This is a genomic window from Paenibacillus sp. Marseille-Q7038 (assembly GCF_965111595.1).
In genome coordinates, this window is record NZ_CBCOOM010000002.1 from 922501 (window position 1) to 947836 (window position 25336).

Here is a 25336-nt window from a genome sequence, read left to right on the forward strand (position 1 = left end):
GGTGAAGTCGTAACAAGGTAGCCGTATCGGAAGGTGCGGCTGGATCACCTCCTTTCTATGGAGAATCGTTTCCTGCAATGGAAACATTCAAATCGACTTAATAAGTCATATCATTCATCCATTTGTTCGGTTTTGATGGAATTTGAGGGGCCATAGCTCAGCTGGGAGAGCGCCTGCCTTGCACGCAGGAGGTCAGCGGTTCGATCCCGCTTGGCTCCACCATAACAATTTCATCATTATTTGTGTTGTTCTTTGAAAACTAGATAACGAAACAATTTTGCGATTTTAGAAGTATCCTTTAAGCTGAACTTGTGTTAAACAAGTGAAGATTAATAGATTGCATAGCGAAATTTTTGAATGATGAACGACTTTTGGCGAATGCCAACCGGAGTGAATCAGTCAAAAATGAGCATATGGTTAAGCTATTAAGAGCACACGGAGGATGCCTAGGCGCTAGGAGCCGATGAAGGACGTGGCGAACAACGATACTGCCTCGGGGAGCTGTACGCAAGCTTTGATCCGGGGATGTCCGAATGGGGAAACCCAGCTATCGTAATGGATAGTTATCTCCACCTGAATACATAGGGTGGTTGAAGGCAGACCAGGGGAACTGAAACATCTAAGTACCCTGAGGAAGAGAAAACAATAGTGATTCCGTCAGTAGCGGCGAGCGAACGCGGATTAGCCCAAACCAATCAGCTTGCTGGTTGGGGTTGTGGGACGTCTCACATGGAGTTACAAAGGAACCGATTAGTTGAAGAGGTCTGGAAAGGCCCGCCAGAGAAGGTAAAAGCCCTGTAGTCAAAAATCTGTTCCCTCCGAGACCCATCCCGAGTAGTGCGAGGCACGTGAAACCTCGTATGAATCCGGCAGGACCATCTGCCAAGGCTAAATACTCCCTAGCGACCGATAGTGAAGCAGTACCGTGAGGGAAAGGTGAAAAGCACCCCGGAAGGGGAGTGAAATAGAACCTGAAACCGTGTGCTTACAAAAAGTCAGAGCCCGTTTTATGGGTGATGGCGTGCCTTTTGTAGAATGAACCGGCGAGTTACGTTCCCGTGCAAGGTTAAGGTGAAAAGCCGTAGCCGCGGCCGAAAGCGAGTCTGAATAGGGCGATGTAGTACGTGGACGTAGACCCGAAACCGTGTGATCTACCCCTGTCCAGGGTGAAGGTGCGGTAACACGCACTGGAGGCCCGAACCCACGCATCGTTGAAAAGTGCGGGGATGAGGTGGGGGTAGCGGAGAAATTCCAATCGAACTCGGAGATAGCTGGTTCTCCCCGAAATAGCTTTAGGGCTAGCCTCGGAACAAGTAAGTCGTGGAGGTAGAGCACTGATTGGGTGCGGGGCCCGCAAGGGTTACCAAGCTCAGTCAAACTCCGAATGCCATAGACTTGTATTCCGGGAGTCAGACAGTGAGTGCTAAGATCCATTGTCAAGAGGGAAACAGCCCAGACCATCAGCTAAGGTCCCCAAGTGTGTGTTAAGTGGGAAAGGATGTGGAGTTGCACAGACAACCAGGATGTTGGCTTAGAAGCGACCACCATTTAAAGAGTGCGTAATAGCTCACTGGTCGAGTGACTCTGCGCCGAAAATGTAACGGGGCTAAACACACCACCGAAGCTATGGCTTGATACTATGTATCAGGGGTAGGGGAGCGTTGTATGCCGGGTTGAAGGTAGACCGGAAGGACTGCTGGACTGCATACAAGTGAGAATGCCGGTATGAGTAACGAAAAGATCAGTGAGAATCTGATCCGCCGAAAACCTAAGGGTTCCTGAGGAAGGCTCGTCCGCTCAGGGTAAGTCGGGACCTAAGGCGAGGCCGAAAGGCGTAGTCGAAGGACAACAGGTCGAAATTCCTGTACCACCGTAAATCGTTACGAGCGATGGGGGGACGCAGTAGGGTAGTGACGCAGACTGATGGATGTCTGTCCAAGCAGTGAGGCTGATGTGTAGGCAAATCCGCACATCATTAAGGCTGGGCTGTGATGGGGAGTGAAAATTATAGTAGCGAAGGTCATGATCTCAGACTGCCAAGAAAAGCCTCTAGCCAGATGAAGGTGCCCGTACCGTAAACCGACACAGGTAGGTGAGAAGAGAATTCTAAGGCGCGCGGAAGAACTCTCGTTAAGGAACTCGGCAAAATGACCCCGTAACTTCGGGAGAAGGGGTACCCCGGTAGTGTGAATAGCACGAGGGGGTCGCAGTGAAAAGGCCCAAGCGACTGTTTAGCAAAAACAGGTCTGTGCGAAGCCGCAAGGCGAAGTATACGGGCTGACGCCTGCCCGGTGCTGGAAGGTTAAGGGGAGTGGTTAGGAGCAATCCGAAGCTATGAACCGAAGCCCCAGTAAACGGCGGCCGTAACTATAACGGTCCTAAGGTAGCGAAATTCCTTGTCAGGTAAATTCTGACCCGCACGAATGGCGTAACGACTTGGGCGCTGTCTCAACGAGAGATCCGGTGAAATTTTAATACCTGTGAAGATGCAGGTTACCCGCGACAAGACGGAAAGACCCCATGGAGCTTTACTGCGACTTGATATTGGATTTGGGTACGATCTGTACAGGATAGGTGGGAGCCTAAGAAGCATGAGCGCCAGCTTGTGTGGAGGCAACGTTGGGATACCACCCTGATCGTATCTAGGTTCTAACTTGGTACCGTGATCCGGTGCGAGGACAGTGTCAGGTGGGCAGTTTGACTGGGGCGGTCGCCTCCTAAAGAGTAACGGAGGCGCCCAAAGGTTCCCTCAGAATGGTTGGAAATCATTCGCAGAGTGTAAAGGCACAAGGGAGCTTGACTGCGAGACCTACAAGTCGAGCAGGGACGAAAGTCGGGCTTAGTGATCCGGTGGTACCGCATGGAAGGGCCATCGCTCAACGGATAAAAGCTACCCTGGGGATAACAGGCTTATCTCCCCCAGAGTCCACATCGACGGGGAGGTTTGGCACCTCGATGTCGGCTCATCGCATCCTGGGGCTGAAGTAGGTCCCAAGGGTTGGGCTGTTCGCCCATTAAAGCGGTACGCGAGCTGGGTTCAGAACGTCGTGAGACAGTTCGGTCCCTATCTGTCGTGGGCGTAGGAAATTTGAGAGGAGCTGTCCTTAGTACGAGAGGACCGGGATGGACATACCGCTGGTGTACCAGTTGTTCCGCCAGGAGCATCGCTGGGTAGCTATGTATGGAAGGGATAAGCGCTGAAAGCATCTAAGCGCGAAGCCCACCTCAAGATGAGATTTCCCAATTAGTAAGACCCCTTGAAGACGACGAGGTAGATAGGCTGGGGGTGGAAGTGCGAATGCATGGAGCTGACCAGTACTAATCGGTCGAGGGCTTATCCTAAAAAAATCGCAAAGATTGTTTCGTATCTAGTTTTCAGGGAGCAAATCCTTGAGGAGAACCTGACGCTTGTTTCTTGATTCACACTTCCGTGTTGAACCCAAGTAACCGCAAAGAGCGAATGAATTTTCCGAAGATTTTTAAGTCGCATGTCCTTTCTAAGGTCTGATATTTTGCTGGTGAGTATTCACTGAAGATATCACAGCGCAAAAATCACGTTTGGTGGCGATAGCGGAGGGGTTCCACACGTACCCATCCCGAACACGACCGTTAAGCCCTCCAGCGCCGATGGTACTTGGACCGCAGGGTCCTGGGAGAGTAGGACGTCGCCAAGCAATAGAAAAAGACACTACCAAATGGTAGTGTCTTTTTTGTTGTCTGGATTTGATTTGTTTATGAAATGCTTACATTCTAACTTAATCTTTTAAATTAACTTACTTTAACCCATGGGCCTCGTGATTGACTTTTAAAAGGAGCTCTGAGACACTCAGGATAAGGTATATATAGGAAATTATATGATGTACATCCATTAAAAGAGGTGAGCGAATGGAAATTAGACAATTAAAAGCAGAGGAATACGAGCAAAGTGTTAGCTTATCAGAATATGCCTTTCAATATACATTAACACCGGAACAAAAAAAGAAAGAAAAGAGCGGTTCAAACCCGAACAATTTTGGGGTATTTTTGAAGAAGATCGATTGCAAGCAAAACTAACGATTCTCCCGCTTAAAGTATACTTGCAAGGAAAAGTAGTGCCTATGGGTGGTATTGCAGGTGTAGCAACTTGGCCGGAGAATCGCCGTAAAGGACATGTCTCTCAGCTACTAGGGCAAGCGCTCAAGGTGATGAAGGAGGAAGGACAGACCTTATCATTTCTACATCCGTTTTCGATTCCGTTTTATCGCAAGTATGGCTGGGAGCTATATGCCGAATATAAAAATTATATTATTACCTCAAAACAGTTTCCTCCTAAAATAGAGTACCCAGGTAAGGTAGTAAGGGATATTAAGGATATCTCTATTCTGAATAAATTGTATCAGTCTTTTGCAAGCTGCTATCAGGGTACTCTTGTTCGAGATGAAGAATGGTGGAAGTATACAGTCTTAGATCATACCAAATATAGTGCTGTCTATTATTCTCTTGATGGAGAGCCACAAGGCTATGTGTTATATGAATTAAAAGATAAAATGCTTGTATGTAATGAATTTGTTTATTTGAATGAAGAAGCGCGGAAAGCATTATGGACTTTTTTCTCGAATCACGACTCTCGTATTGAGCAAGTAAAGTTAACCATGGTTCCAGTTGATGATAATCTACCTTATATGCTCCCAGATCCGCGGGTAATCCAAGAAACAATTCCTTATTTTATGGCTCGTATTGTGGATATAGATTCTTTTTTACAACAGTATACGTTTGAAGCTGGCAATAGATCAGAATTAACGATACAAATTGATGATGCAGCCGCTTCATGGAATGCTGGGTTGTGGAAAATATCTATTAATGAACAAGGTCAAGCGAAGGTAACAAAGGTAATGGAAGAAAAAGAAGAGATTCGACCAGATTTAATAGCAGATATTCAAGTTTGGACTGCTCTTTTTCTGGGATATAAGCGTCCGGTGGCATTGTTTCACATACAGAAGCTAAAAGGGCAATCCCAAAAGGCAAAAGAACTTGAAAAGCTCATTCCCCAAGCACAAACCTTATTAATGGACTTTTTCTAATAACATATAAGAACTGCTCTTCTGGCTTCGATCAGGAGAGTTTTTTCTTAAAGCGAATAATTTATGTAAATATGTGAAAAATGAAAAGGGAATCTTACTTGAGATTTCTGTACAGTATGTTATAATGGAGACAAAGTCAAAGAAAGTCAAAGTCAACAAAGATCAGAATTTAAATTGTTGGTTATACTAATATTATTATGTAGTAAGTTAATTCAAGCTTATTTATAAATTTCACACAGAATGGGTATTTAGACATTTTAAGTGGTTGTTTATAAAAGAGAGCATTCATTTAAGCCAAAGAGGTTCGCCAGCTAAGTAAGATGGGTAATTATTGTAGTTGCCTCTTTCTGGATAAATTCGAATGTATGCATGTGATTAGCTTACCGGTTTTATACAGTGGGGGATGAGAATGCGTAATATTTCTGATATTATCGAACAATATCTGAAAAATATTTTGCAGGATAGCTCTGATGGAATGATTGAAATTCAGAGAAATGATCTTGCAGATAAATTCTCCTGTGTGCCATCCCAGATTAACTATGTAATTAGTACTCGTTTTACTCTTGAAAAAGGTTATCTTGTAGAGAGTAAGCGCGGTGGTGGTGGATATATACGGATACAGCGAGTAGAACTCCCTGCACACTCTGTGCTAGGAGGACATTTCCATCAGCATATTGGGGATGAAATCAACCAGGCATCTGCAGAAGGTCTTATCTACCAGTTAGAAGAAGCTAAATTTCTTAACTGCCGAGAAGCTGCTTTAATCAAAGCAGCGATGTCTAGAGAAGTATTATTCATAAAGCTTCCCTATCGTGATCAAATCCGTGCTCGTATGTTAAAGGCAATGTTAATTTCGCTCCTCGGTAAGTAGGTTGAATGCCATTGTATTTATCCGTTAGGAACGAATAAAGGAGGTATGCGGTATGCTTTGTCAAGAATGTAATGAACGTCCGGCTACTCTTCATTTTACGAAGATTGTAAATGGCGAGAAGACGGAATTCCATATTTGTGAAAGCTGCGCAAGAGAAAAAGGAGATCATCTATCCGGTATCTCTAATGGGTTCTCGATCCATGGACTCCTTTCAGGCCTTATGGATTTTGAATCTGGGAAATATAAAACAGCTGGAACACCTGCACCCGAGACACTTCAGTGTAAGGAATGCGGAATGACGATGCAGCAGTTTAGCAAGCTCAATCGATTTGGTTGCAGTTCATGCTATAAGTATTTTTCTAATCGTTTAGATCCTCTCTTAAAGCGCGTTCATGGAAATACAACTCATGTGGGTAAAGTTCCTGTTCGTGCTGGAGGAAAGATTCATTTAAGACGAAGAGTGGATGAACTTAAAAAAGAACTTCAAGAACAAATTAACCTACAGGAATTTGAGTCTGCTGCTGAATTACGTGACCAGATTCGTGAACTGGAAAGAGAAATAGCGGAAGAGTAAAGTTTGGTAAAGAGCAGGAGGTATGCACTATGTCAGATATCCGGTTTACCGATAAACCACTTAGTGAATGGATGCGTAGTAGCGCAGCTGATTCAGAAATTGTCATTAGCAGCCGGGTAAGAGTGGCACGAAACGTGCAGAGTTTTCCATTTCCTATGTTGGCAACCGACCAGCAGTCGAGAGCGGTACTCGATAAGGTAACGGAAGTCCTTCAATTTGATGATATTCATCAGTTTGGCAGTTTCCATGTCCTAAGTCTGAATGAACTATCTGACCTTGACCAAGAAATACTAGTCGAAAAACATCTCATTAGTCCGAACTTGGCGAATGAATCAAGAAATGGTGCGGTTATTCTCAGTGAAGATGAATCCATTAGTATTATGGTGAACGAAGAGGATCATTTGCGCATTCAATGTTTATATCCTGGTTTTCAGGTTCAAGAAGCGTGGAAACGTGCTTCCGCCATAGATGATGTTTTTGAAGCCCATATCGATTATTCTTTCGATGATCGCAGAGGATATTTAACCAGCTGTCCAACCAATGTAGGGACCGGAGTTCGTGCTTCCGTAATGATGCATTTACCGGCACTCGTAATGACGAAACAGATAGGCAGGGTACTCACTGCTGTATCCCAAGTAGGTCTTGCTGTAAGAGGAATTTACGGTGAGGGCAGTGAAGCGACAGGAAATCTGTTTCAAATATCGAATCAAATTACATTAGGACAAACTGAAACTGAGATTATTGATAATTTATATAGTGTTGTTCTGCAGATCATTGGTCATGAACGTAACGCTAGAGAAAGACTCATGACAGATTCTAAACTTCGTATTGCGGATCGAGTAATGAGATCATATGGTATTTTATCTCATGCTTATCTGATGGACTCGAAGGAAGCAGCTCAGCGTATATCTGATATTCGGCTCGGTATTGATTTGGATCTAATCAGGGAAAAAACGATTGTTGAAATGAATGAACTCAATGTCTTGATCCAGCCAGGTTTTCTTCAGAAGAAATTTGGGAGAACGCTCGAATCAGGAGAAAGAGATATGTATCGTGCGCAGTTAATAAGGGAATTTTTCCAAAAGGAATGAAGAAAGCCTTAGGTCTAGTGTAAAACCTTAGTGAAAGGCCCTTATTATGAACTAAGCTCTTATACGAAGTAATAACCCACTTCTTACATTCTTGTCTCACAAGAACGAAAGTTATGGGATTTACCGGCATTATGTCGGCTGGGCAAGCGTTAGAATAGCCTAGATATATAGATAAAGGAATTATTTTTTAAACTTATGGAGGTGCAAGGAATATGATGTTTGGAAGATTTACGGAACGAGCTCAAAAAGTTCTCGCTTTGGCTCAGGAAGAAGCAGTTCGTTTAGGTCATAATAACATCGGTACCGAACATATTTTGCTCGGCCTGATTCGTGAAGGTGAAGGTATTGCTGCAAAAGCTCTCATCGGCCTTGGCCTTGGTCTTGAAAAAATACAGGATGAGGTAGAAACACTCATTGGCCGTGGCCAAGAGCAACCTACCAATATTGCATATACGCCGCGTGCGAAAAAAGTAATTGAGCTTTCGATGGATGAGGCTCGTAAGCTGGGTCATACTTATGTGGGAACTGAACATATTTTGCTTGGTTTAATTCGTGAAGGTGAAGGTGTAGCAGCTCGCGTGCTAAATAACCTTGGAATTAGCCTTAATAAGGCTCGTCAACAAGTTTTGCAGCTGCTAGGCAGCAGTGAAGCAGTATCCAGTCATAATGGGACACAAGCCAACGTAAGCACTCCTACACTGGATAGTTTGGCAAGAGATTTGACAGCTACTGCGAGAGAGAGCAATCTTGATCCGGTAATCGGCCGTAGTAAAGAGATTGAGCGTGTTATTCAAGTGCTTAGCCGCCGTACAAAAAACAACCCAGTTTTAATTGGTGAACCAGGGGTTGGTAAAACGGCGATTGCAGAAGGACTTGCTCAGAAGATTATTGCAAATGAAATACCTGAAACGTTGCGTGACAAACGTGTAATGACACTAGATATGGGTTCTGTTGTTGCTGGAACGAAATATCGTGGTGAGTTTGAGGATCGACTCAAAAAAATTATGGATGAGATTCGTCAAGCGGGTAATATCATTCTCTTTATTGATGAGCTGCATACTCTTATTGGTGCAGGCGGAGCAGAGGGAGCAATCGACGCTTCTAACATTTTGAAACCTGCTCTTGCTCGTGGAGAACTACAGTGTATTGGTGCTACTACGCTGGATGAGTATCGTAAATATATTGAAAAAGATGCTGCTCTTGAACGTCGTTTCCAACCAATTACCGTTGATCAACCATCCGTTGATGAAGCCATTCAAATCTTGCATGGACTTAGAGATCGTTATGAAGCCCATCACCGTGTGAAAATTACGGATGAGGCAATTGAACAAGCAGTAAAACTGTCTGACCGTTATATTACAGATCGATTCCTGCCAGATAAAGCGATTGACCTTATTGATGAAGCGGGTTCTAAAGTAAGACTGAATTCTTATACAGTACCGCCTAATCTTAAACAACTGGAAAATCGTCTTGATGATATCCGTAAAGAAAAAGATTCTGCAGTTCAAAGTCAAGAATTCGAGAAGGCAGCAGCGCTGCGTGATACGGAGCAGAAAATTCGTGAAGAACTGGATATAACCAAAAATCAGTGGAAAGAAAAACAAGGTCGTACGGATTCAGAAGTAACTCCAGAAGATATCGCTCAAGTGGTAGCAAGCTGGACGGGAATTCCTGTTAGCAAATTGAAACAAGAAGAAACAGATCGCTTGTTAAATATGGAATCTATTCTCCATCAACGTGTTATCGGTCAGGATGAAGCAGTTGTAGCTGTCAGCCGTGCGATTCGCCGGGCACGTGCGGGTCTTAAAGATCCAAAACGTCCAATGGGCTCCTTTATCTTCCTTGGTCCTACAGGGGTAGGTAAAACGGAACTTGCTCGTGCGCTTGCCGAAGCAATGTTTGGAGATGAAAATGCTGTAATACGGATCGATATGTCCGAATACATGGAGAAACACTCTACTTCTCGATTGGTTGGAGCGCCTCCAGGATATGTAGGATATGAAGAAGGCGGTCAGCTTACTGAAAAAGTTCGCCGTAAACCGTATTCTGTAGTTCTCTTGGATGAGATCGAAAAAGCTCACCCAGAAGTATTTAATATCTTGCTTCAAGTTCTTGAAGACGGACGTTTGACTGACTCGAAAGGTCGCGTTGTAGACTTCCGTAATACCCTCATTATCCTGACTTCTAATGTGGGTGCAGATGCAATCAGACGTAATTCTACTCTAGGATTTACTGCAGTTGCAGATGCGGGTGCGGAGTACGTTAACATGAAAGGAAAAGTGATGGAGGAACTCAAGAAGAGTTTCCGTCCTGAATTCCTAAACCGGATTGACGAGGTTATTGTCTTCCATTCACTTGAAGAGAAACATATCGGAGAAATTGTTACTCTGATGGCTGAGGAACTTCGTAAACGTCTGCTCGAATATGAAGTGGACTTCGAGCTTACTGATAAGGCGAAGGCCTTCTTAGCCAAGGAAGGGTTCGATCCAGCCTATGGTGCAAGACCGCTTCGCCGTGCGATTCAAAAGCACATTGAAGATCGTCTCTCTGAAGAACTTCTTACGGCTTCCATTACGAAAGGTGATTTCCTTATCATTGATGAAGAAGATGGTGCACTATCTGTTACGAAAAAGAGCAATGTATCAACTAATTCTTAATTATTGATAATAATGCCCCCTGATTTCACAGGGGGCATTTTTTATTTTTAGTGAAAAGAATCATTCCCTTTGATGTAAAGTTTGTGATTAAGCTTTACGTTAAAATGCATTCAATGTTAAACTTTTAATAAATCCTTTATTGGTAAATTCGGTATGCAAAATTTATACGTGAAGTTTAAGAAAAGTTAAATGAGGAGAAGTGAAGTGGCTAAAGTAAAAACGAAGTTTTACTGTACTGAATGCGGCTATGAATCGCCGAAATGGTACGGTAAATGTCCAGGTTGCCAGTCATGGAATTCCATGCTTGAGGAAACCGAAAGTATTGTGAAGACACAGGGGAGGAATTCTTCCCTTTTTGATAGTAAAGAAAAACCGCTTCCTATCATAAATATAGAAAGTGACCAAGAGCCGCGAATTCTAACTGGCATTCAGGAACTGAATCGAGTTCTTGGCGGAGGAGTAGTACCAGGTTCTTTGATTCTAGTTGGTGGGGATCCGGGTATTGGTAAATCAACGCTCTTGCTCCAGACATCTCATGCCATGACCGTTTCAGGGCTACGTGTCTTGTATATTTCGGGTGAGGAATCGGTCAGACAAACCAAACTGAGAGCCGATCGGCTTGAAGCATTGTCTCCTGATCTATATGTTCTTAGCGAAACGAATATGGAACGGATAGAAGAGGCAGTGAATCAGGTTGATCCTCATTTTCTGGTGATTGATTCGATTCAGACTGTGTTTTTACCGGAAATAACAAGTGCTCCCGGAAGTGTTGCACAGGTACGAGAATGTACATCAAGGTTTATGCGGATTGCGAAAGGGCTAGGCATTGCAACAGTTCTGGTAGGGCATGTTACTAAAGAGGGTGCTATTGCAGGTCCTCGAATGCTGGAACATATGGTGGATTGTGTGCTTTATTTTGAAGGAGAACGCCATCATACGTATCGTTTGCTTCGTGCGGTAAAGAATCGTTTTGGTTCGACGAATGAAATCGGGATTTTCGAGATGGGGGAATCGGGTCTTAGAGAAGTGGCTAACCCATCAGAAATGTTCTTATCTGAGCGACCGCTAGGAGTGGCAGGTTCCACCGTTGCAGCGAGTATGGAAGGAACGCGTCCCATGCTTGTCGAGCTTCAGGCACTGATCTCGGCTACACAATTCCCGTCACCTAGGCGAATGGCTACCGGCGTTGATTATAACCGTATGGCACTAATCATTGCAGTCCTTGAGAAGCGACAAGGAATGTTCCTCCAGAATCAAGATGCTTATCTAAATGTAGCTGGTGGAGTGAAACTGGATGAACCCGCAACCGATTTGGCCATGGCAGTAAGTATTGCCTCCAGTTTTCGCGATTTGCCAACCAAACCCTATGATGTCATATTTGGAGAAGTAGGCTTGACTGGAGAAGTGCGTGGCGTTTCAAGAGCGGAACAAAGAGCCAAAGAAGCGCAAAAACTTGGGTTTAAACGGGTAATTATGCCAGAGAAGAGCTTAAAGGGGTGGAAGCATCCTGTTGGAATAGAACTGATCGGCATTAATACGGTCGGAGATGCACTAGCGGCTGCTTTAGATTAGGGGGCATTGAATAGATGAAAGAATCGAGCCAACTGGATAAAATGAATGAGTTGTTACGTTTGGTTGCACCGGGAACGCCTTTTCGTGAAGGGCTTGAAAATGTGCTTCGTGCAAAAACGGGTGCTTTGATTGTTGTCGGTTACAGTCCAGAAGTCATGGAAGTAGTGGATGGTGGATTTTCAATTAATTGCGATTTTTCACCTAACTACTTATATGAACTTGCCAAGATGGATGGAGCTATTATTCTTAGTGAAGATTTGAAACGGATATTGTATGCAAATACGCAGTTAATTCCCGATTCCTCCATTTCTTCATCCGAAACAGGTATTCGTCACCGTACGGCAGAACGTGTAGCGAAACAGACGGGGAAACTGGTTGTTTCCATTTCGCAAAGACGGAATATCATCACTCTTTACCAAGGAACGCTGCGTTATGCATTGAAGGAAATTGGAGTTATTTTAACAAAAGCCAATCAGGCGATTCAAACTTTGGAGAAATATAAAGCAGTCTTAAACCAGTCACTCACAAATCTGAGTGCATCCGAGTTTGAAGAATTGGTTACTATTCCTGAAGTGATAAACGTAATACAGCGCGTGGAAATGGTGCTGAGAATCAAGATGGAGATTAAACGTTATATTAATGAACTGGGCAATGAGGGCCGCCTGATTAACATGCAGATGGAAGAACTTGTTGCTAATACAGAAGAAGAAGCTTGGCTTTTGTATAAGGATTATGCTAAAGATAACAGTGATGAGAAGATCAAAGATATTATTAACGGCTTAAAACGATCTACAGATGACGAGTTGCTTGATACCCATCATATTGGCCGACTTCTTGGATATGGGGCTGCTGCAGCTGCTTCTGAAGAATCAGTAGCTCCAAGAGGATACCGTGTTTTAAGCAAAATCCCAAGATTGCCTAATGTCATTATTCATAATTTAGTTGAAGAGTTTGAAAAATTACCACATGTGATTATGGCTACGATTGAGGAACTTGATGAAGTGGACGGTATTGGTGAAGTTCGCGCTCGAACGATCAAAGATGGCTTGAAGCGTCTGCAAGAGCAGATGTTTATTGATCGGCAAATGTAAAGTTGTTTAGCTAAGATTTAGAAGAAAATTGTACAGTTACACTTACGAGGTGACGTGATGATAACAAAATCAATTCCGAACTTGTTTACCTTAGGTAATCTATCTCTCGGAATGATTGCCATTCTGCTGGCATCTGAGGGTCGCTACAGTTTAGCAGCGATTATGGTTGTTGTAGCGATGCTGATGGATGGACTGGATGGTCGAATTGCTAGAGCTTTAAATGCTCAAAGTGATTTTGGCAAAGAGCTTGATTCCTTATCGGATATGATCTCTTTTGGAGCTGCGCCAGCTTATATTATGTACAGCGTTTCATTTCAGGAGGCTCCTATCGCTCTCGCTTGGATTGTAACGTGTCTATTCCCGATATGCGGGGCTTTGAGGCTGGCTCGCTTTAATGTACGGCCTGGGATTCCTGGGTACTTTACAGGGCTTCCTATTCCTGCTGCGGGCGGTGTACTTGCGACATTGTCTTTATTCAATAAAGACATTTCTGCTCCCTTCATGATGATTGCAACTTTATTGCTTGCTTATCTGATGATTAGTTCGTTAAAATATCCTAACCTGAAAAAAGTGGGTCTTCCTAAAAAAGCAGTATGGATTGCTCCGCTCGTTGTTCTGTTTTCTATTGCACTTGCTGTATTGTTCTCAGAGCAACTATCTATGTTTGTATTTATACCTCTTGTACTTTATGCCATATATGGTATGACTCATAATATTGATCTTATTCTAGCCCGAAATCGCAAGAAGAAAAAGAAAAGAGAAAGAGATGAAACTTCTCTTTAAGCTTACGTAGAAATCATTATAAATGATCACAAGAAAAAGCATTTACCTTCCTAGGATGGAGAGGTAAATGCTTTTTTATTTTTTATATTCATTCTTTTTGTCGATAGATTATCTCTGTAATGACTAAAAGCTGTTTCCGAAATTAGGAGAGGTTGAAGATACCCAGTGTAGAACACTTTTTCGCTTCATTTTCAAGAACCTCTTCTAACTGAATATTAAGTAGGTTGCATAGTGCTGACATGTAGAACAGATTACGTCCAAGTTCTGAGCTGATGACTTCTTTGCACTGGTCACACAGATCACCATGGACATGTGTCTGTACCGAAGATTTGGCATCTTCTAGATCGCCATTATGAGCGTAAGATTGCTTGGTTGCATGCAGTTCAATACAACCACAGTCTGTGATGGCTTTAGAAACAGCCCGGTTAACAGAAGCATCCGCTTGTCCATTCTTGGATAAAACGTCAATTAGACTTCGGTGGCGGAGCAACAGTTCAGATACTTGGTTCTGGAATGTTTGCAAACTTGATGCGCTCATATTTTATTTTCACCTCGGGTTATCAGTTGAACTTATTATATGCCAGCAGACAAACCATTTTCAACCATCATTTACATTATAGAGAAAATGGTGATCCTACGATTAACGTTAAAAAATACCTTCTAACCACGATTAGGACCTAAAAAATTGGTTCATACTGGATAAAGAAAAGCAATTAAGGAGGTGTAGGGACGTGTGGAGAAAGCTTGTTTTTATTTTTACGGGGCTTTGCGGAGCATGGTCTGGTTATGCGCTTTATTATTCAGTAGGACAAACGATCCCTTGGTTAAGTGAGGGGACAAGTACATTCGGAGTAGGTTTGGCATTAACATTATTTATGTTAATTGGAGCTGTGTTTTTTGTTCTGATAAGTAGGATGCTTGGATCACTTCTTGATTTACGGGTAGAAGAAGGGGTTTCCAAACTTGCACGGGTTCCGATGGGAGAACTTGCAGCAGGAGCACTGGGGCTTGGTATAGGTTTATCGTTCTCGTTACTTCTTTATCCTTCGCTTAACTGGCTTGGCAGACCAGGGGACTTACTTCAAGTGGCGCTTATGCTCGTATTCGGTTATATGGGTCTGCGGGTAGGACTAGCAAAAAAGGAAGATTTGGGTTCGTTCTGGACCTCAGGAAGATGGAACACAGGTACAGTGAATGAGGAAAGGCGCATTGAAGAACATAAGATACTCGATACGAGTGTAATTATCGATGGCCGGATCGCTGATATTTGTAAAACTGGTTTTATTGAAGGGACTATTGTAATCCCAGAATTTGTACTAGAGGAATTACAGCATATTGCAGATTCTTCTGATCTCCTGAAAAGAAATCGCGGACGCCGAGGGCTCGATATTTTGAATAAAATCCAGAAAGAACTGGAGATTAAAGTCCTGATCTACGAGGGGGATTTTGAAGAAATCTCTGAGGTAGACAGCAAGCTTGTAAAATTAGCGAAAGTCCTGCAGGGTAAAGTAGTGACGAATGATTTTAATCTTAATAAAGTATGTGAACTTCAAGGTGTGTCGGTCCTTAATATCAATGATCTTGCTAATGCAGTGAAGCCTGTTGTACTTCCTGGTGAGGAAATTATGGTTCAGATTATTAAAGATGGGAAAGAACACGGTCAAGGTGTAGCCTATTTAGATGATGGAACGATGATTGTCGTGGAAGGCGGACGCGAGTATATCGGCACAATGATGGAAGTCTTGGTGACGAGTGTACTACAAACTTCTGCAGGACGAATGATTTTTGCCAAGCCGAAACTGTTGGAAAAAGCGCAATAAAGCGTTATGATGGAGAGTAAGTGTCCATGTACTGGAGACTGACAGATGACGGACAAGGCAGGGGTTAATGTACATGACGAAATCATGGGGGGCAGTCATTGTCGCAGCAGGAAGAGGCTCACGAATGAAGACAAGTGAGAGTAAACAGTTTCTGCTACTGCAAGATAAGCCCATTTTTATACATACACTTGAAGTGTTTAACCGCATACCTATGATTAAGGATATCATTGTGGTAACTGGTGCGCCCGATGTAAAGCGGTGTGAAGAATGGATTAAACAATCTGGACTTCATGACCATCGTACTTTCGTTGTTGCAGGGGGGAAGGAACGACAAGATTCGGTCTATGCGGGTCTTCAGAAGCTTGAGACGGATTATGTACTTATCCACGATGGCGTTCGTCCTTTTGTCCAGCCAGATCACATTGAAGCTTGCATGAAGGCAGCAGAACAAGTTGGAGCTGCAGTGCTTGCTGTTCCTGTCAAAGATACAATTAAGCAGGTAAGTACAGATGGAATGATAACTGCGACCCCCGATCGGAGCAGTCTGTGGAGCATTCAAACCCCACAGGCTTTTCGTCTTTCGGATGTAATAGAGGCGCATAGACTGGCCATAGAATCAGGTTTTGCGGGAACAGATGATGCTATGCTGGTTGAACGTCTGGGAAGACAGGTTAAGATTGTAGAGGGCAGTTATACCAATATCAAGATTACAACACCGGAAGATCTAGATTATGCTGCATTTATGCAAAAAGGGGAGAGAGAACAATGATTCGAGTAGGACAAGGTTTTGATGTCCATGAGTTGGTGGAAGGCAGGCCATGTATTATCGGCGGAGTAACGATTCCTTATGAAAAAGGCTTAATTGGTCACTCTGATGCCGATGTATTACTGCATGCGATCAGCGATGCAATCCTCGGCGCACTAGGTTTGGGGGATATCGGTAAACATTTTCCTGATACGGATCCTGTATTTAAGGATGCTGACAGCTTGAAGCTTCTTGAGCGAGTCTGGGAACTTGCAGAAGAGCGCGGTTATAAGCTTGGAAATATTGATTCTACTATTATTGCACAAAAGCCAAAAATGGCTCCTTATATTCCGCAAATGGCTGAAATTATCGCCAAGGCGTTACATGCTGAAGTATCGCAAGTGAACGTAAAAGCAACAACTACAGAACAGTTAGGTTTTACAGGACGGGGAGAAGGGATCGCAGCGCAATCGGTTGTCTGCCTGATCCAACCTGTGCTATCATCTTGAGATAAACAATTCGGAGGGGATATTATGAGCACGGAAGTCCGCGTGCGTTACGCGCCAAGCCCGACAGGTCATTTACATATTGGGAATGCCAGAACGGCGCTTTTTAATTATTTGTATGCTAGAAATCAAGGCGGGAAATTTATCATTCGTATTGAAGATACCGATGTGAAACGGAACGTGGAGGGTGGAGAAGAAAGTCAGCTCAAGTACCTGAAATGGCTCGGTATGGAATGGGATGAAAGTGTAGATGTACCGGGAGAATACGGTCCTTACCGTCAAACGGAACGTCTTGATATTTACCGTAAATATTGGCAGGATCTTATTGACCGCGGCCTTGCTTACTTCTGCTACTGTACGGAGGAAGAGCTCGAGCAGGAGAGAGAAGAGCAAACAGCCCGCGGAGAAACTCCGCGCTATTCTGGTAAACACCGGAATTTAACAGAAGAACAGCGTAAGGCATTTGTAGCAGAAGGCCGTGTACCAAGTGTGCGTTTCCGTGTACCGGATGAGAAGGTTTATACTTTTGATGATATGGTAAAAGGAACGATCTCTTTTAATTCGAAAGAGTCCGGTGACTTTGTTATTGTTAAAAAAGATGGAATCCCTACGTATAACTTTGCAGTTGTAGTAGATGATTATTTAATGAAGATCACTCACGTTCTACGTGGGGAAGATCACATCTCTAATACACCAAGACAGCTCATGATTTACGAAGCTCTTGGATGGGAACCTCCGATCTTTGGTCATATGACACTGATCGTGAATGAGAATCACAAAAAACTCAGTAAACGGGATGAGTCAATCATTCAATTTATTGAGCAGTACGATAAACTGGGATACTTGCCGGAAGCGATGTTTAACTTCATTTCCTTATTAGGCTGGTCTCCGGAAGGTGAAGAGGAGATTTACAGCAAAGATGAGCTGATTAAGATCTTTGATCCAAACCGTCTTTCGAAATCCCCGGCTGTATTTGATACAAACAAACTGGCTCATTTAAATAATACGTATATCAAAAATGCGGACACGGATCGGATTGCTAAACTTGCCATCCCTCATTTGCAAAAAGCAGAACTGCTGCCTGCTGAACTTAGTCCAGAACAAGAAAGCTGGGCCAAGGAAGTAGTAGCTCTCTATCAAGAGCAAATGACGGCTGCCTCTGATATCGTGGAACTATCTGCCTTGTTCTTCAAAGAAGAAGTAGAATTTGAAGGCGATGCTGCTGGAATCCTAGAGGAGGAACAAGTTCCTGTTGTACTTCGTGCTTTTGCTGATAAAGTAGCAGTAGAAGAAGATTTTTCAGCGTCTCGTATGGCTGCACTTATCAAAGAAGTTCAGAAAGAAACAGGTTTTAAAGGGAAACAACTCTTTATGCCGATACGTGTGGCTCTAACGGGTCAGACGCATGGGCGGGATTTGAATAAGACCATATATCTGCTAGGTCGTGAAAAAGTACTTTCTCGTCTGAATGCACGACTATAGAACAAGAGTAATAAAGTAATCAAACGAATATTTCTTGTTCTTGTCAGTATGAGTTCTTTTCGTTAAGATATAAGAAATAATAGTGTACCGATTATTCAATAGCTATGATCAGGAGAAGTAGGCGGTGTTGGTTGTGAACCAGAGAAGATAACCAGGTAAGGCTTAAGGGCCTTCGGGGCTGGAAGTTATCTCACAATTTACCGATCGAAAATGCGCCTAGGAGCTGCGCTTCCGAACCTGGCCCCCTTGTTTAACAGCAAGGCACGGCAGGTAGGTGGTGACGTGTCGTCCTCGTTATCGGACGTCAAAAGATAGTTATGCTCTTTATGGACATAACTAAGCAGAGTGGAACCGCGGACTTATGACGCCTCTGCAGCCTATACGGGCTGCGGAGGCGTTTTTTTCATAGACCTGCAAGCAATTCGAAATTAAGACGGTGCTTGGTGCCAAAGAGGGGAACAGACATGTTTAGAAAAATAAAATCGGATATTCAGGCAGTAATTGATAACGATCCCGCAGCTAGAAGCTGGTTTGAGGTCATCTTTACGTATTCCGGCTTGCATGCAATCTGGGCTCACCGACTGGCTCACCGTTTTTATCGTAGAGGGTGGTTTGCCTTAGCGAGAACCATTTCCCAAGCGAGTCGTTTTATGACAGGGATTGAAATACACCCCGGTGCTACGATTGGTGAAAGGCTTTTTATAGATCATGGCATGGGTGTAGTAATAGGAGAAACGTGCGAGATTGGTGATGACGTTGTTATCTACCAGGGAGTAACTTTAGGGGGAACAGGAAAAGAAAAAGGAAAACGGCATCCGACCATCGGGAATAATGTCGTAATTTCATCTGGTTCCAACGTACTCGGTTCGTTTAAAGTAGGAGATTACAGTAACATAGGCGCCAATTCGGTTGTTCTGAAAGAAGTTCCTCCAAACAGCACGGTGGTTGGCATACCAGGGCGTGTAGTGAAACAGGATGGTAAACGAATTGATCGTTTAAGTCAGCAGCTCCCTGACCCTATTATTGACTCCATGCGTGAACTCCAGCTTGAGATTCATGAACTGAGAGAAGAACTGAAAAAGCTGAAATCTTTGCAACAGCAGGACTGCCTTGAAAAAGAACCGGTGGCTCGTGGTAACAAAGTATAAACGTGGTACAATATAATGATGGAAAAGATCGAAAGGAATGTGACTGATGACGCTTCAAATCTATAATACGCTCACAAGGCATAAAGATACCTTCGTTCCTCAGGAGCCAGGGAAAGTGAAAATGTACGTCTGTGGACCGACTGTCTATGATTATATTCATATCGGTAATGCCAGACCGATGATTTTTTTCGACGTTGTTCGCAGTTACCTTGAGGTCATTGGTAATGATGTGAATTATGTCGTAAACTTCACGGACGTAGATGATAAATTGATTAAGAAAGCAGATCAACTGGGTACGACGGTGCCGGAAGTAGCGGATCGCTTTATTCAAGCATACTACGAAGATCTCGATGGTCTAGGCATCCCGAGAGCAACACATAATCCTCGAGTAACCGAGAATATGAATTTGATCATTGATTTTATCAAACAGCTTGAAGATGAAGGTGTCGCTTATGAAAAAGGCGGCGATGTGTATTATCGTACTCACAAATTCCCGGATTACGGTAAACTCTCCAAACAGAATCTTGAAGAACTTCAGTTTGGAATTCGAATTGGAGTCGATGAGCGTAAAGAACATCCGCAAGATTTTGTTTTGTGGAAAGCGGCAAAGCCAGGAGAAATTTTCTGGGATAGTCCGTGGGGGAAAGGTCGTCCAGGCTGGCATATTGAATGCTCTGCAATGGCCCGTAACATCTTGGGGGATACACTGGATATTCATGGCGGAGGACAAGATTTGCAATTCCCGCATCATGAATGTGAAGTAGCACAATCCGAAGTGTTAACAGGAAAACCTCTCGCAAATTACTGGATGCATAATGGTTTTATCCGTATTGATAACGAGAAAATGTCGAAATCACTCGGTAACGGTATCCTTGTAAAAGATTTGCGTGAGCAATACAAAAGAGAAGCTATTCGATATTTCATGCTTTCGACACATTATCGGAATCCGCTGAATTTCAGTGAAGATATTATGGAACAGGCTGAAAATAGTGTGGATCGGATCGCTAATGCGGTTAATAATATGAAACACCGTCTGAATACAGTCACCATTAACGAAGCGATTCCGCTAGAGCGGGAGGCGAAAATTGCAGAAATTCGTGATCAATTTCACGAAAAAATGCAGGATGATTTTAATACGCCTGATGCAATTACTGCTGTTTTTGAATGGGTAAATGAAGCAAATATGCTTCTTCAGGCAGACGTAGTTAACCGCGCTGAACTTGAAGCAATGCTTGCATTGTTTGACGAAATGAATGCGGTACTTCGGGTGTATACCGAAGAACAAGATGAACTTCATGACGATGTAGAGAAGCTGATCCAAGAGCGTGCGGAAGCTCGTAAAGCAAAGGACTGGGCTCGTTCTGATGAGATTCGCGATGAGCTGGCAGATATGGGTATCGTTATCGAAGATACACCACAAGGTGTAAGATGGCGGCGCAAATGAGTGAGAACCAACAACTGCAGAATTATGACGGTGGCCAAGGAGAGAAAGGGTGGTTATTCCCCTACTCTCCTTCCCGTAAGCCGGAACTTATTCCCCCTATTACTCTTGCTTACATAGGAGATGCAGTTTATGAGGTGGCTGTCCGACAATATTTGCTATCAAAGTCTAATCTCCGACCCAATCATCTTCACCAAAATGCGACAAGTTTTGTATCTGCGAAAGCTCAAAGCAGGATTTTGTCGTATATTGAAGAAGAATTGTTGCCTGCCGAAGAGGATATTGTGAGACAAGGTAGAAATGCCAAATCCAATGTTCCGAAAAATGCAGATGTTTTAGAATATAGACACGCTACCGCCTTTGAATGTCTGATTGGGTATTTATACACGAGTGGATATCAAGAAAGACTTAGCGAACTGGTTGCTCTTGGGATTCAGAGGATGGAACAAGCAAAAGAAGATGAAAAAGCACAAAAATAATAATGGATTATAACGAAATATAGAGCTTCTAAACAGTCAAAGTATGGCGTATCGAAGCTAGGAGGATATAGAGAAATGGAAGAAGAATGGATTGCCGGTAAGCACTCGGTTATTGAGGCGTTACGTTCCGGAAGAACGATAAACAAAATATGGATTGCTGAACAGGCGCAGAAGCATCTTACCTTGCCAATCTATGCTGAGGCGAAGAAAGCTGGCGTGATTATTCAACAGGTAGACAAGCGCAAGTTAGAGCAAATGGTTCCTGGCGTACAGCATCAAGGTGTTGTGGCACAGGCTGCTCCCTATGAATATGCACATGTGGAAGATCTACTCGCTGCAGCACGAGATAAAGGAGAAGATCCTTTCTTAGTTCTGCTTGATGAGATTGAGGATCCCCACAATCTTGGTTCGATTTTACGAACCGCAGACTGCACGGGAGCACATGGCGTTATTGTCCCGAAACGTCGCTCGGCTCAGGTAACAGCAACGGTTTCTAAAACTTCTGCCGGTGCAGCAGAGTATGTTCCTGTAGCAAGAGTAAGCAATTTGGCACAAACCATTGATGAGCTTAAAGAAGCGGGTGTATGGGTTGTGGGAACCGACTTGCAAGCAACAGAGTCTGTTTTCGGTAATGGTGTATTTACGGGACCAGTTGCTATCGTGATCGGCAATGAAGGAAAAGGTATAGGAAGACTTATACGCGAAAAATGTGATGTTCTTTTGAAGTTACCAATGGCTGGCCAGATCAACTCCCTGAATGCTTCTGTTGCCGCAGGCGTAGTGATGTACGAAGTGCTTAGATCCCGGAAGTCATAAGGACTAGCAGGAAATGAAGGATACCCGTGATGTGCTTCTCGTGGACGGTTATAACATGATAGGGGCTTGGAAAGAATTCTCTGCCCTAGCCCGAACCGATTTGCAGGACGCACGGGACAAGCTATTGGTACGGCTGGCCGATTACCAGGGTTTTTCGGGGATAAGAGTGATCGTAGTTTTTGATGCTTATAGAGTGCCTGGTTTAGGTAAATCTTTCACAGAGAGTAAAGTACAGGTGCATTTCACTAAAGAAAAAGAGACGGCTGACGAGTGTATTGAACGACTTGTAGGTGAGCTTAGTTCTCGGAGGCGTCAAATCTATGTGGCTACAAGTGATATGGTGGAGCAGCATGTTATTTTTGGTCAAGGTGCGCTCCGTCTATCCGCCCGTGAACTTTATATCGAGCTGGAACAGAATGATAAGGAACTTGGCCGTAAGATAAAAGATGATTACCAGAAGAAATCAACCAAGAATACAATAGATTCGAAATTGTCACCCGAAGTACGTAAAATGTTCGAAAAATGGAGAAGAGATTGAGATCAAATCTATCATTTTGTAAAACATTGGAATTATGAATCTCTTGACATTTATATCATTCTTTTCTTTTTTAGGCGAAGTGTGGTTGACGTTTGAAGGTATGTTCATATATACTTGGGCTATATTTTGATAGGTAACGGGGTCCTTGCGTTGCAGCCGGAGGGATTGTTAGTGAGTGTTGACCTCAAAGATATCATGTTGTCCAAGTTTGATTACCTAAGTGATGAGGATATTGTCCAAGCCGTTCATGACAACGACAGTGAGGCACTAGAATACTTGATCAACAAGTATCGTAATTTTGTACGAGCCAAAGCAAGATCTTACTTTTTAATTGGTGCTGATAGAGAAGATATCATTCAAGAAGGAATGATTGGGCTGTACAAAGCGATACGTGATTTCAGAGGGGACAAGCTGGCATCATTTAAAGCATTTGCTGAGTTATGTATAACGAGGCAGATCATTACGGCTATAAAAACAGCGACTCGCCAGAAGCATATACCACTGAATTCGTATATCTCTCTGGATAAACCGATCTATGATGAAGAATCTGATCGCACTTTGATGGATGTTATTTGTGGCACACAAGTAAGTGATCCGGAAGAACTTGTTATTAACCAGGAAGAATTTACTGGTTTAGAAGACAAAATGTCTGAGATTTTAAGTGATCTGGAACGCAAAGTGCTTATGCTATACCTGGACGGAAGATCTTATCAGGAAATTGCTGTGGATCTCAACCGTCATGTGAAATCGATTGATAATGCATTACAGCGTGTAAAACGAAAACTTGAGAAATATCTAGAAGTAAGAGATAATTAGATTAACTCGTTTTCTGAAGAAGGACTCAGACTAGATCGAGTCTTTTTTTGTTGGAGAAGAGGAAGAACGTTTAAAAATAGCGGTTTGATTAATACTGATAAACATTGACGTTTTCGATGGTACGCTCGATCCAAGCTCTCGAACATGAGATAATGAATGTATATCATTTTATTTTATTCATTTTTCTGTCCGATATGCAGCAGGTGTCAAGAACAGCTTTCTGAGAAAAAAGTTAGACTTGAAGTAAGAAACTCTAGAAAAGGGTATTTTAGGCAGAGATTAAAGCCTATTCTTCGATTGACATGAATATACCCTTGTGATAAAGTGTTTTAGGTAGGCCTAAATTCGCGCTATTTTTTTTAGGAACCAATTTAGAGACTCTGATAATGTTCGGATGTCTTCGGGAGGTGCACATCATGCGGGTAATTATTACTTTGGCTTGTACCAATTGCAAACAAAGAAATTACACAACGACTAAAAACAAGCGTAATCACCCCGACCGCATGGAGATGAAGAAATTTTGCAAGTTTTGTAACGAGCAGACTTCTCATCGCGAAACCAGATAGTTATTTGGAGGTGTAGTCGGCGTGAAACGTAGTTTCAAGTCTCTGTTTTCCTTTTTCTCAGAAAGCTGGGCAGAGCTCAAAAAGGTTCGCTGGCCTAATCGTAAAGAGTTAACAAACTACACCCTTATTGTTTTGGGGACGGTTATAGTTATTACGCTTTATTTTTGGGTGCTTGACATCGGTATTTCCGCTGTGATTGAAGCGATAATTTAAGAAGGGTCCCAGGTGGCTTGATATGGAAAAAAGATGGTATGTCGTTCATACCTATTCAGGGTATGAGAACAAAGTCAAAGCCAATTTGGAAAAACGCGTAGAGTCCATGGGCATGGAGGACAAAATATTCCGTGTTCTTGTTCCAATGGAAGAAGAAGTGGTAAATAAAGACGGTAAGACAAAAACCGTCATGCGTAAAATTTACCCCGGATATGTCCTTGTTGAGATGGTTCAAACTGATGATTCTTGGTATGTTGTTCGCAACACTCCGGGAGTTACTGGTTTTGTTGGATCAACAGGATCTGGTTCGAAGCCCACGCCACTATTGCCGGATGAAGTTGAACAAATTCTGAAGCATATGGGTGTTGTGGAGCCGAAACCGAAGATTGAATTCGATATTAAGGAATCCGTACGAATTAAAGTTGGTCCTTTTGCGAATTTTGTGGGCTCCGTGGAAGAAATATTGGCTGAGAAGAGTAAGTTGAAAGTTCACGTCAACATGTTTGGACGGGAAACCCCGCTTGAGCTCGATTATACTCAAGTGGAAAAATTATAGAGCGCAAGCTTCATGGTTTCTGTGGGAGGGCTACATGCTCGCTAACCACTATTGATGCAAGGAGGTGTCTTACATGGCCAAAAAGGTAATGAAAATGGTAAAACTGCAAATTCCTGCAGGTAAAGCAAACCCAGCACCACCAGTAGGTCCAGCATTGGGTCAAGCAGGTGTCAACATCATGGCATTCTGTAAAGAATTTAATGCTCGTACTGCTGATCAAGCAGGTTTGATTATTCCAGTTGAAATTACGGTGTTTGAAGATCGTTCTTTCACATTTATCACTAAAACTCCACCGGCAGCAGTATTGCTTAAAGTAGCTGCTAAACTTGAAAAAGGATCCGGTGAGCCGAACACGAAAAAAGTCGCAACTGTAAAACGTGACGCTGTTCGTCAAATTGCAGAGCAAAAAATGCCTGACCTAAACGCTGCGAACGTTGAGTCCGCAATGCGCATGGTAGAGGGTACTGCTCGCAGCATGGGTATCACCATCGAAGACTAATTACAAGTGTTC

The 25336-nt window shown here is 43.2% G+C and carries 22 protein-coding genes, 1 tRNA gene, 3 rRNA genes and 1 pseudogene (1 of these 27 cut by a window edge); 26 read left to right on the plus strand and 1 reads right to left on the minus strand.

The genetic code is table 11. From position 1 onward, the window contains the following. The 12 genes and pseudogenes from ACWPWY_RS21355 to pssA form a co-directional block, all read left to right on the plus strand. Positions 1-55 (plus strand): 16S ribosomal RNA (locus ACWPWY_RS21355) (it extends 1493 nt beyond the left edge of the window). 91 nt (positions 56-146) lie between these two features. Beyond that, positions 147-222: transfer RNA gene (locus ACWPWY_RS21360), tRNA-Ala, on the plus strand. Between the two features lie 193 nt (positions 223-415). Then, positions 416-3342: ribosomal RNA gene (locus tag ACWPWY_RS21365) — 23S ribosomal RNA — on the plus strand. Between the two features lie 215 nt (positions 3343-3557). Next, a 5S ribosomal RNA gene (gene rrf / locus ACWPWY_RS21370) occupies positions 3558-3674 on the plus strand. Together the 16S, 23S and 5S rRNA genes with 1 tRNA gene alongside form the textbook arrangement of a ribosomal RNA operon. A 211-nt stretch (positions 3675-3885) precedes the next feature. Then, positions 3886-5060, plus strand: a pseudogene (locus ACWPWY_RS21375) (GNAT family N-acetyltransferase). A gap of 409 nt (positions 5061-5469) precedes the next feature. Continuing rightward, positions 5470-5931, plus strand: a complete 462-nt coding sequence (locus ACWPWY_RS21380) for a CtsR family transcriptional regulator (RefSeq protein ID WP_454193593.1) — start codon at positions 5470-5472, stop codon at positions 5929-5931. A gap of 52 nt (positions 5932-5983) precedes the next feature. Beyond that, positions 5984-6505, plus strand: coding sequence for a UvrB/UvrC motif-containing protein (locus ACWPWY_RS21385; protein WP_454193594.1), 522 nt, complete (start codon positions 5984-5986; stop codon positions 6503-6505). A 29-nt stretch (positions 6506-6534) separates the two neighbouring features. Next, complete coding sequence (locus tag ACWPWY_RS21390; protein WP_454193595.1) at positions 6535-7596, plus strand: protein arginine kinase; 1062 nt, start codon at positions 6535-6537, stop codon at positions 7594-7596. A gap of 212 nt (positions 7597-7808) precedes the next feature. Then, complete coding sequence (clpC, locus tag ACWPWY_RS21395) at positions 7809-10253, plus strand: ATP-dependent protease ATP-binding subunit ClpC (protein ID WP_454193596.1); 2445 nt, start codon at positions 7809-7811, stop codon at positions 10251-10253. A 204-nt stretch (positions 10254-10457) separates the two neighbouring features. Beyond that, positions 10458-11825: a DNA repair protein RadA gene (gene radA, locus ACWPWY_RS21400; RefSeq protein ID WP_454193597.1), complete on the plus strand. Its 1368-nt coding sequence runs from the start codon at positions 10458-10460 to the stop codon at positions 11823-11825. Positions 11826-11839: 14 nt separating this feature from the next. Then, the gene (disA, locus tag ACWPWY_RS21405) at positions 11840-12916 is read left to right on the plus strand and encodes a DNA integrity scanning diadenylate cyclase DisA (RefSeq protein WP_454193598.1); all 1077 of its coding nucleotides are present in this window, start codon (positions 11840-11842) and stop codon (positions 12914-12916) included. A 57-nt stretch (positions 12917-12973) separates the two neighbouring features. Next, positions 12974-13699 carry a CDP-diacylglycerol--serine O-phosphatidyltransferase gene (gene pssA / locus ACWPWY_RS21410; RefSeq protein ID WP_454193599.1) on the plus strand — a complete coding sequence of 242 codons (726 nt, stop codon included), beginning with the start codon at positions 12974-12976 and terminating at the stop codon, positions 13697-13699. 142 nt (positions 13700-13841) lie between these two features. On the opposite strand, the gene ACWPWY_RS21415 is transcribed toward pssA, so the two are convergent. Then, positions 13842-14237: a nucleoside triphosphate pyrophosphohydrolase family protein gene (locus ACWPWY_RS21415; protein WP_191804476.1), complete on the minus strand. Its 396-nt coding sequence runs from the start codon at positions 14235-14237 to the stop codon at positions 13842-13844. Between the two features lie 193 nt (positions 14238-14430). Here ACWPWY_RS21415 and ACWPWY_RS21420 point away from each other — a divergent pair, with 193 nt between their 5' ends. The 14 genes from ACWPWY_RS21420 to rplK all read left to right on the plus strand — a co-directional run bounded on the left by ACWPWY_RS21420 (position 14431) and on the right by rplK (position 25324). Beyond that, on the plus strand, positions 14431-15519 hold the full coding sequence (locus ACWPWY_RS21420) for a PIN domain-containing protein (protein ID WP_454193600.1): 1089 nt from the start codon (positions 14431-14433) through the stop codon (positions 15517-15519). Positions 15520-15592: 73 nt separating this feature from the next. Beyond that, a complete protein-coding gene (gene ispD / locus ACWPWY_RS21425; protein ID WP_454193601.1) occupies positions 15593-16288 on the plus strand; it encodes a 2-C-methyl-D-erythritol 4-phosphate cytidylyltransferase in 696 nt (231 codons plus the stop codon). Beyond that, on the plus strand, positions 16285-16773 hold the full coding sequence (gene ispF / locus ACWPWY_RS21430; RefSeq protein ID WP_454193602.1) for a 2-C-methyl-D-erythritol 2,4-cyclodiphosphate synthase: 489 nt from the start codon (positions 16285-16287) through the stop codon (positions 16771-16773). Before ispD ends, ispF begins: the two co-directional genes overlap by 4 nt. 24 nt (positions 16774-16797) lie before the next feature. Beyond that, positions 16798-18252, plus strand: a complete 1455-nt coding sequence (gene gltX, locus ACWPWY_RS21435; RefSeq protein ID WP_454193603.1) for a glutamate--tRNA ligase — start codon at positions 16798-16800, stop codon at positions 18250-18252. Between the two features lie 464 nt (positions 18253-18716). Beyond that, positions 18717-19400 carry a serine O-acetyltransferase gene (gene cysE / locus ACWPWY_RS21440; protein ID WP_454193604.1) on the plus strand — a complete coding sequence of 228 codons (684 nt, stop codon included), beginning with the start codon at positions 18717-18719 and terminating at the stop codon, positions 19398-19400. 46 nt (positions 19401-19446) lie between these two features. Beyond that, positions 19447-20844, plus strand: coding sequence for a cysteine--tRNA ligase (gene cysS, locus ACWPWY_RS21445; protein WP_454193605.1), 1398 nt, complete (start codon positions 19447-19449; stop codon positions 20842-20844). Continuing rightward, entirely contained in the window at positions 20841-21320 is a 480-nt protein-coding gene (locus ACWPWY_RS21450; RefSeq protein WP_454193606.1) for a Mini-ribonuclease 3, read from the plus strand. Before cysS ends, ACWPWY_RS21450 begins: the two co-directional genes overlap by 4 nt. Before the next feature lie 75 nt (positions 21321-21395). Further along, positions 21396-22136, plus strand: a complete 741-nt coding sequence (gene rlmB / locus ACWPWY_RS21455; protein WP_454193607.1) for a 23S rRNA (guanosine(2251)-2'-O)-methyltransferase RlmB — start codon at positions 21396-21398, stop codon at positions 22134-22136. Positions 22137-22149: 13 nt separating this feature from the next. Then, positions 22150-22674: an NYN domain-containing protein gene (locus ACWPWY_RS21460; protein WP_454193608.1), complete on the plus strand. Its 525-nt coding sequence runs from the start codon at positions 22150-22152 to the stop codon at positions 22672-22674. A 171-nt stretch (positions 22675-22845) separates the two neighbouring features. Continuing rightward, positions 22846-23490 carry an RNA polymerase sporulation sigma factor SigH gene (gene sigH, locus ACWPWY_RS21465; protein ID WP_160036593.1) on the plus strand — a complete coding sequence of 215 codons (645 nt, stop codon included), beginning with the start codon at positions 22846-22848 and terminating at the stop codon, positions 23488-23490. Between the two features lie 416 nt (positions 23491-23906). Continuing rightward, a complete protein-coding gene (gene rpmG, locus ACWPWY_RS21470) occupies positions 23907-24056 on the plus strand; it encodes a 50S ribosomal protein L33 (protein ID WP_072735843.1) in 150 nt (49 codons plus the stop codon). A 21-nt stretch (positions 24057-24077) separates the two neighbouring features. Next, positions 24078-24269, plus strand: coding sequence for a preprotein translocase subunit SecE (gene secE, locus ACWPWY_RS21475; RefSeq protein WP_160036594.1), 192 nt, complete (start codon positions 24078-24080; stop codon positions 24267-24269). A gap of 22 nt (positions 24270-24291) precedes the next feature. Further along, positions 24292-24825 (plus strand): transcription termination/antitermination protein NusG, encoded by a 534-nt coding sequence (nusG, locus tag ACWPWY_RS21480; protein ID WP_160036595.1) that lies wholly within the window; start codon positions 24292-24294, stop codon positions 24823-24825. A 73-nt stretch (positions 24826-24898) separates the two neighbouring features. Continuing rightward, positions 24899-25324 carry a 50S ribosomal protein L11 gene (gene rplK / locus ACWPWY_RS21485; protein WP_160036596.1) on the plus strand — a complete coding sequence of 142 codons (426 nt, stop codon included), beginning with the start codon at positions 24899-24901 and terminating at the stop codon, positions 25322-25324. The last annotated feature ends 12 nt before the right edge of the window (positions 25325-25336 follow it).

Bases quoted from the DNA above. Each gene is read 5' to 3' on its own strand.
- clpC (WP_454193596.1), top strand. From the start codon at position 7,809: ATGATGTTTGGAAGATTTACGGAACGAGCTCAAAAAGTTCTCGCTTTG.
- pssA (WP_454193599.1), top strand. From the start codon at position 12,974: ATGATAACAAAATCAATTCCGAACTTGTTTACCTTAGGTAATCTATCT.
- gltX (WP_454193603.1), top strand. From the start codon at position 16,798: ATGAGCACGGAAGTCCGCGTGCGTTACGCGCCAAGCCCGACAGGTCAT.
- ispD (WP_454193601.1), top strand. From the start codon at position 15,593: ATGACGAAATCATGGGGGGCAGTCATTGTCGCAGCAGGAAGAGGCTCA.
- ACWPWY_RS21460 (WP_454193608.1), top strand. From the start codon at position 22,150: ATGAAGGATACCCGTGATGTGCTTCTCGTGGACGGTTATAACATGATA.
- cysS (WP_454193605.1), top strand. From the start codon at position 19,447: ATGACGCTTCAAATCTATAATACGCTCACAAGGCATAAAGATACCTTC.
- ACWPWY_RS21415 (WP_191804476.1), bottom strand. From the start codon at position 14,237: ATGAGCGCATCAAGTTTGCAAACATTCCAGAACCAAGTATCTGAACTG.
- nusG (WP_160036595.1), top strand. From the start codon at position 24,292: ATGGAAAAAAGATGGTATGTCGTTCATACCTATTCAGGGTATGAGAAC.
- ispF (WP_454193602.1), top strand. From the start codon at position 16,285: ATGATTCGAGTAGGACAAGGTTTTGATGTCCATGAGTTGGTGGAAGGC.
- ACWPWY_RS21380 (WP_454193593.1), top strand. From the start codon at position 5,470: ATGCGTAATATTTCTGATATTATCGAACAATATCTGAAAAATATTTTG.
- ACWPWY_RS21385 (WP_454193594.1), top strand. From the start codon at position 5,984: ATGCTTTGTCAAGAATGTAATGAACGTCCGGCTACTCTTCATTTTACG.
- ACWPWY_RS21390 (WP_454193595.1), top strand. From the start codon at position 6,535: ATGTCAGATATCCGGTTTACCGATAAACCACTTAGTGAATGGATGCGT.
- disA (WP_454193598.1), top strand. From the start codon at position 11,840: ATGAAAGAATCGAGCCAACTGGATAAAATGAATGAGTTGTTACGTTTG.
- rpmG (WP_072735843.1), top strand. From the start codon at position 23,907: ATGCGGGTAATTATTACTTTGGCTTGTACCAATTGCAAACAAAGAAAT.
- ACWPWY_RS21450 (WP_454193606.1), top strand. From the start codon at position 20,841: ATGAGTGAGAACCAACAACTGCAGAATTATGACGGTGGCCAAGGAGAG.
- rlmB (WP_454193607.1), top strand. From the start codon at position 21,396: ATGGAAGAAGAATGGATTGCCGGTAAGCACTCGGTTATTGAGGCGTTA.
- rplK (WP_160036596.1), top strand. From the start codon at position 24,899: ATGGCCAAAAAGGTAATGAAAATGGTAAAACTGCAAATTCCTGCAGGT.
- cysE (WP_454193604.1), top strand. From the start codon at position 18,717: ATGTTTAGAAAAATAAAATCGGATATTCAGGCAGTAATTGATAACGAT.